The sequence below is a fragment of the Autumnicola tepida genome, from assembly GCF_031846485.1.
GTDB classification, from domain to species: Bacteria; Bacteroidota; Bacteroidia; order Flavobacteriales; family Flavobacteriaceae; genus Autumnicola; species Autumnicola tepida.
In genome coordinates this window covers 24498-30777 of record NZ_JAVRHQ010000034.1, presented here as the reverse complement: position 1 = coordinate 30777, position 6280 = coordinate 24498, and the positions used below count along the sequence as shown (strand labels likewise).

The following is a 6280-nucleotide window of genomic DNA, read 5'->3' as shown; positions in this document are numbered from 1 at the left end:
TTCTTTTTATTTATCAGCTATTTTTATGCCTCGTAATTTCCATACTCCCGCAGGAATTCTTCCTGCATTTCCTGGATTCCTTCAAAACCGCCATAAATTATAAGTCCGGCAATTATAAGAATAATATAGAGGGCACTCACTCCAACACCAATATAAGCCAGAATTCTCCCGGTTTTTACATTCTGATATCCGGTGTACAGTTCGGGATTGGCATTATACACTTCTGTAGCTTTTTTTGCCATTACAATGGCGAGAATTCCGAAGATAGCCCCCAGAACGCCATAGCAGCAGCAGCCAAGGATTGATAGGATTCCAAAAACAAGAATGAGCGTGGAATTGGGTAACTGTTCTTTTTCCATAAATTTTGGTTTAGTTAGTTGAATATAAGGATCATTTTATAAAAATAGCTTCCTACGATTATAAAAGCGTTTAGTATAATAAGGCCAATTTTAATCGTATAGTCATATTTAAATTTAAAGAAAAGATTTAAAACTAAAAATCCTAAGAGAATAAGGAGCGTGTATATTGCGGGATACATATGGAAGGCACCGGTATAATTACCCTTTAAAAGTAATGCCAGGGAGCGCTGGGCTCCACAACCGTAACATTCCAATCCAAATAATTTTTTATTTAAACAGGGAAACATATATTCCTCCATAATTACAATCCTTTTCTAACGGTAATTTTTTTGCTGATTTTCTTCTGATCTGTAGTGATAAGATTTAGGATATAGACGCCTTGACTTAATCCTCTGGTAGAGAGGTAGATTTCTTTTTCAGTATTAGAAATTTTTCTGCTAAGAACTTTGCTGCCCTTCAGGTCGAAAAGATTCAGTTGTTCAGCTAATATCTTTGCTGGAATCTTTACCCGCAAAATTTCCTCCTGATTATCCTGTGAAACCATAATTTCTTCAGGAGAAGTAATAGTGGTTTTTTCTATAGTTAGCGGCACTTCTTCAGCTAAAATATTAGGAGTAGAATCCGTGTCGATTTTTGGTTGTTCAGGAACCGGCATTTTCAAACTTAAAAAGAAGCGTTGGGAAAATTCTCCTTTAGGCAACATCACTCTAAATTTTTCATTCATTATATCCTTATATATGTTGGCTTCAGCATCATGCACGAAAATCGCTTCAGGTTCCAAAGCCCGCATAGATTCCAGGCTAAAAGTGATTTCTCCATCCGCTGCCATATTCACAATAAAGGGTATTTTTTCTTCCGCAGAGAAGGGCCGGACATTAATAATGTAATAATTGCTGTCTATTAGCCAGCCTATGTCTGAAGATATATTATTCATGGCCATAGCATCCATTGCCCAATCTTTTCCGGTTGTGGCATCATCCCGAAAAGCAAGTACCAGCGGCCTGGAGTAAAGATTGTTAATCTCTATATCGAGACGGAGGTTAGGGATAATTTCACTCACTTCCGGATCTTTAGCAGCTGCTTTAAACCTTGCGTCCTGCGTCTTTTCTTTTTTAAAGATGCGATGAGAATTTTTAAAAGTCACATTGCCGTCTTTGCTGCCAATAAGCATAAATCCCTGGGCAACAGGAATAAATTCCCTCGGGATAATTTCTCCATTTTCTCCCGTTACTCCTGCCAGTTCACCATTTCCGCGATACTTTTTAAAGACGGCGGGGACGTAGCAGTTTGCGCCTGGAGAATAGGCGCCGTAGCCACCTTCATAATCCTTGAGATAATGCGAAGTACCGTTGTCTTTGGAATCCCAAAAATAAGCTATTCCTGTTGTGGCAGGATTCTCCAAAAGGAAAATTTTTAAATGGAGGGCAGAAGGATACGGATTCCCCACAAGCAAGGATTGGTTTTCCAATATTCTTATATTAAACAAGCCGTCATTTGCCGTGCCTCGAAAATCATAGCGCTGACTGCTACCGGGATTGTTTTCGATTCCGTTGATTAATGTATGATTAAGCCCGTTAGTGCCTTTCATGGTAAAGCCTTCGCCAGGTTTTAAATCGAAAAAATCCCCAATGTACTTCCAGTCGGCGTAATCGTCCCCGGCGAATTTATAGATCCATTTTTTGGAGATCGTTAGCGGCTCTGCCAGTCCGTTAAGTTCTGAGGTGAATATAGCTTTTTTGCTGCGGGTAAGGTCCTGTGGCTCTAAAATATATTCGCTGATATTTTTTCCTGCTGAAGGATTGCTCACCGGCAACGACCAGTAATTAAAATCAAAAGCATTTGAGGTGCCTTCCTGAAAAACAGAAATTGCACCATTGCCCTGATTAAGGTTACCCGGTTTTTCACCCTGCAGAAGTTGCGCCTCTTCCCTTAGGTAAATACTGGCTTCTGTTGAAGGATTCCTGTTTTTAACGAGCTGAATTCCATCATGAACATATAGAAGCTGGTCACTTACATACACATAACTGTCGCCAACGGCAGAAGGGGAAATACTTAACTGTGCAAGGCAGTTAAACGCGCAGGTAAATAGGGTAATTGTAATAATGGATCGCATCATCAGGATGGTCTGTTTTTAGTATAAAAAGGTAAACAAAAAACATCAGGTGTAACAGAAATAAATATCTTAAGATGTTGTGTAGGAATGACTTAAAAATATACGTACCTTTCATGGTATGAAAAAAGTCGTTAAACTATTATTAAAATTCTAAATGCATTGGCATTGTTAATTATCTTAGCGGCTCCCTACACATAACCAGTTAAAATATTTTAAAATGAATATCCTAATTTTAAGCGTAGGGTTTCTATTACTTACCTTACTTGTTTTCTTTTTGATCCGCACAATGCTGAGTAACTATAGAGAAAAAAGGAGATTACGACATATGCATGTTGAATTGAGGGGAAAAAAATCTGAATGGAATTAATTACAGGCAGTAGCCGGTATTTCTTCCTTTTCCTTCTAAACAGATTCAGCATTACATTATATTTCCCGGAATTAAAATCATAATTTTGCCTGCAGACTTATCCACCTGGATGCAGTGAGTCACGAATTCTACAAACGCTGGAAATTTTCAGCAGCAGATTTATGATTATGAAAAATTCACAACTCGTAAATTCAATTTTAATAGCTATTGGCGGGGCATTGCTTATTTATGTGATTGCCGTTAAAGACGCCAGCCCGTATTTTAAAATCGCAGGTCTCATTATTATAATGTTTGGGCTTTATCGTGCAACAAATTACTGGGTGGCGACCAAAGACGATCATAAAGAAGACGAACACAGGGAGTAGTTATGCAATTTAAGCCGGGCGATAAAGTAGAATTGATGGACGACAACCTTGAGGGTATTGTAGTGAGGGTTGAAGGCGCCATGGTTGAGGTGGAAACTCCCGAAGGTTTTACTATGGATTTTCCCGCTTCAGATTTAGTGAAAATTGAGGTTCCTATAGAAGAGCTGCAGGAGGATATTGATCTTGAAAGCGTTTTGGAGGAAAAGAAAATTCCGAAGAAAAGAAAGTCAGCCCGGGTGAAGCCTAAAGAGCGTAATGCTCCTCCCATGGAAGTAGACCTTCATATTGAAAAACTTACCAGCTCTCTAAAAGGGTTAAGCAACCATGAGATGTTAAATTTACAGTTGGATACCGCCAGGCGTCAACTGGAATTTGCCATGAGAAAACGTATTCAGAAAGTGGTTTTTATTCATGGAGTAGGGGAAGGAGTGCTTAAAGCAGAACTGGATTATCTTTTTGGGCGCTACGCGAATGTAAAATTTTACGATGCCGATTTCCAGAAGTATGGGCTTGGTGCCACCGAAGTTTATATTTTTCAGAATTATACTGAAGATTAAATCACAACTTATTCTGTGTCGGTTTCATCATCATCAGTTTCTTCATCAACTTCTTCTCCGGTATCTTCATCTTCACCAGGTTGATTATAAATTACCTCTAAAGTTTCATCAAAATAACCCAGGTCATATCGGGCAAATTTAATTTCTTCTCCGCTCTCGTCCTGTTTGATAAGCGAAAAATCACGGATTGTAATATATGTTCTTATACTTCGGTCAATTTCATTCTCAAGAAAAGTATCGTTTTCTTCAGAAATAGCGGCTGAACGATCCAGGTAATATGGTATATCTGCTCCGTTAAGGTTTATAGCAGGTCTTAAAACACTGTTTTCAGAATCTGGATCTATTTCTACTTCATTTCTGGTAGGACTGCCATCACCATCGTCGTCGGTATCCAGGTAATTCGGGATCCCGTCTTCATCGGTGTCACGAAATTCGCCTTCACCTGTGGTAGGGTCTCCATCTGGATTTTCTAATTCCCTGGAGGTTTCTACATTGTCATTATCATCATCTATATCCAGGTAATCAGGAATTCCGTCTCCATCAGAATCCAGGTGGTTTTCGCCATCTATATCAAATCCTTCCTCGATATTACTTAAATCATCCCCATCAGAATCGGCTTCCCCATTCTCGTCCATATAATAGGTGTTGATATTTATTGTCCCCCTGCTCGAACTTACGTATTCTTCAAGAACTTCAGGATTGCTTGGCGGGATATCGCTGCAGAAGTAAGAAGTTGGCACTTCATCATTATAAATTCGGTAAATAAGGCGGTTTGTGCTGCTTAAAGTAAGACTTTCGTCCCCTGTTTCACTTCGGAGTCTGTCTTCAGCAGTGCTAATTGCGCTGTTTTTAAGAACAAGGGACATAGATTCATACACATCCTGGCTATTTGTAGTGTATAATACTTTTGTCTCGAGTCCGCAAAGCCTAAGATCACTATCTTCCAGATCAAAGCTGGTGACTACTATCTCACCACTGTCACAGGAAAGCAAAATTGATCCCAGTAAAATAAGTCCAAAAATCTTCTTCATTATAAACAATTTGTAAAAGGAGGAAAATCAAGCAAATTCTATGCTTGCTGAACAAAAGTAGCGGAAATATAGATTTTTACCGATGCTTCTTCAAAATAATTTAAATTCCCCTATTTTTGCAAACCATGAAAAAAGTCTACTTAGATTCTGCAGCCACAACGCAAATGCGAGAGGAAGTAATAGTTCGCATGAGCAGCGTTATGAGGGAAAATTATGGAAACCCTTCTTCCACTCACAGTTACGGGAGATCTTCTAAAAGTTTAATTGAACAAGCCAGAAAAACGGTAGCCTCTTATCTAAATGTGCAGGCTTCTGAAATCGTTTTTACTTCCGGAGGGACTGAAGCTGATAATCTTGTGCTTAACAGTGCGGTAAGGGATTTAGGCGTAAAGAGGATTGTCACTTCCAGGATAGAGCATCACGCTGTTTTGCACACAGTGGAGCAATTGCAAAAAAATTATAACATACAGGTAGATTATGTGAAACTGGATGAAAATGGGGCTATTGTCTTAGAGGATTTAGAGCGCCTGTTATCTTCTTCTGAAGGAAAAACTTTGGTAAGCCTGATGCATGTTAACAATGAGATTGGCAATAAAATAGACTTAAAGCATGTGGCTGAAATTTGCAAAAATCATGCTGCGCTTTTTCATTCTGATACCGTACAGTCTGTTGGGCATTATGAGCTGGATTTTAAAGAAATCCCGGTAGATTTTACCGCTGCAAGCGCCCATAAATTCCATGGGCCCAAAGGAGTTGGCTTTGCTTTTATCAGAAAAAACAGTGGTTTAAAACCTCTTATTTTTGGCGGAGAGCAGGAGAGAGGGCATCGAGCAGGTACAGAGAGTGTTCATAATATTGTGGGGCTGGAGGAATCTTTAAAGCTTTCTTACAAAAACCTGCAGCAGGAAAAGGATTACGTTTCGGGCTTAAAATCCTACTTCATTAATTCGCTTCAGGAGAAAATCCCGGGAGTGAAATTTAACGGAAACTGCGCTGAACCGGAGAAAAGCACTTATACTTTAATTAATGTTTGCCTTCCTGTTTCTGCGGAAAAGGCACTGATGCTTTTATTCCAGCTGGATCTTAAAGGGATTTCCTGTTCTAAAGGCAGTGCATGCCAAAGCGGAAGCGATAAAGGCTCTCACGTATTAAGCGCTTTCCTTTCAGAAGAAGATTTGGCCAAACCTTCCATTCGTTTTAGCCTTTCTGTATTTAATACCAAAGAAGAAATAGATTACGTGGTAGCAGCGTTAAAGGAATTTATAGAAAGTTGATGAGCTGATTTTTATTCTATATTTTGAATGATGAATTTTAAAATTATTCCGGTAAAATTTATGGAATTATAAACTTATAAATTCCATTTTACTGAAACAACCTCCCGGGCCTATGGCTATCTCTCTTTAAAAAAATGGAAGCTTTTTTGTTAATTTGAATGATGAATTTTGAACTGCTTATTATTTAATTTCACTTTTCACTTTCTCAATTTGT

Annotated in this window: 7 protein-coding genes; 3 read left to right on the top strand and 4 right to left on the bottom strand. The window is 38.8% G+C overall.

Annotation, left to right across the window (positions count from 1 at the left end):
* Positions 1 to 23: 23 nt before the first annotated feature.
* From RM553_RS18260 to RM553_RS18250, 3 genes are read right to left on the bottom strand one after another with little or no spacing between them, the layout of a single operon-like run.
* Positions 24 to 359: a CCC motif membrane protein gene (locus tag RM553_RS18260; protein ID WP_311536404.1), complete on the bottom strand. Its 336-nt coding sequence runs from the start codon at positions 357 to 359 to the stop codon at positions 24 to 26.
* A gap of 14 nt (positions 360 to 373) precedes the next feature.
* On the bottom strand, positions 374 to 646 hold the full coding sequence (locus RM553_RS18255; RefSeq protein ID WP_311536405.1) for a DUF2752 domain-containing protein: 273 nt from the start codon (positions 644 to 646) through the stop codon (positions 374 to 376).
* 14 nt (positions 647 to 660) lie between these two features.
* Complete coding sequence (locus tag RM553_RS18250; protein ID WP_311536403.1) at positions 661 to 2475, bottom strand: DUF8693 domain-containing protein; 1815 nt, start codon at positions 2473 to 2475, stop codon at positions 661 to 663.
* A 531-nt stretch (positions 2476 to 3006) separates the two neighbouring features.
* Here RM553_RS18250 and RM553_RS18245 point away from each other — a divergent pair.
* A complete protein-coding gene (locus RM553_RS18245) occupies positions 3007 to 3204 on the top strand; it encodes a hypothetical protein (protein WP_311536402.1) in 198 nt (65 codons plus the stop codon).
* A gap of 2 nt (positions 3205 to 3206) precedes the next feature.
* Positions 3207 to 3761 (top strand): DUF8465 domain-containing protein, encoded by a 555-nt coding sequence (locus tag RM553_RS18240; protein WP_311536401.1) that lies wholly within the window; start codon positions 3207 to 3209, stop codon positions 3759 to 3761.
* A gap of 8 nt (positions 3762 to 3769) precedes the next feature.
* Here the strand turns inward: RM553_RS18240 and RM553_RS18235 are convergent, their stop codons facing one another.
* A complete protein-coding gene (locus tag RM553_RS18235; RefSeq protein WP_311536400.1) occupies positions 3770 to 4792 on the bottom strand; it encodes a hypothetical protein in 1023 nt (340 codons plus the stop codon).
* A gap of 125 nt (positions 4793 to 4917) precedes the next feature.
* Here RM553_RS18235 and RM553_RS18230 point away from each other — a divergent pair, with 125 nt between their 5' ends.
* Positions 4918 to 6066, top strand: a complete 1149-nt coding sequence (locus RM553_RS18230; protein WP_311536399.1) for a cysteine desulfurase family protein — start codon at positions 4918 to 4920, stop codon at positions 6064 to 6066.
* Positions 6067 to 6280: the final 214 nt, after the last annotated feature.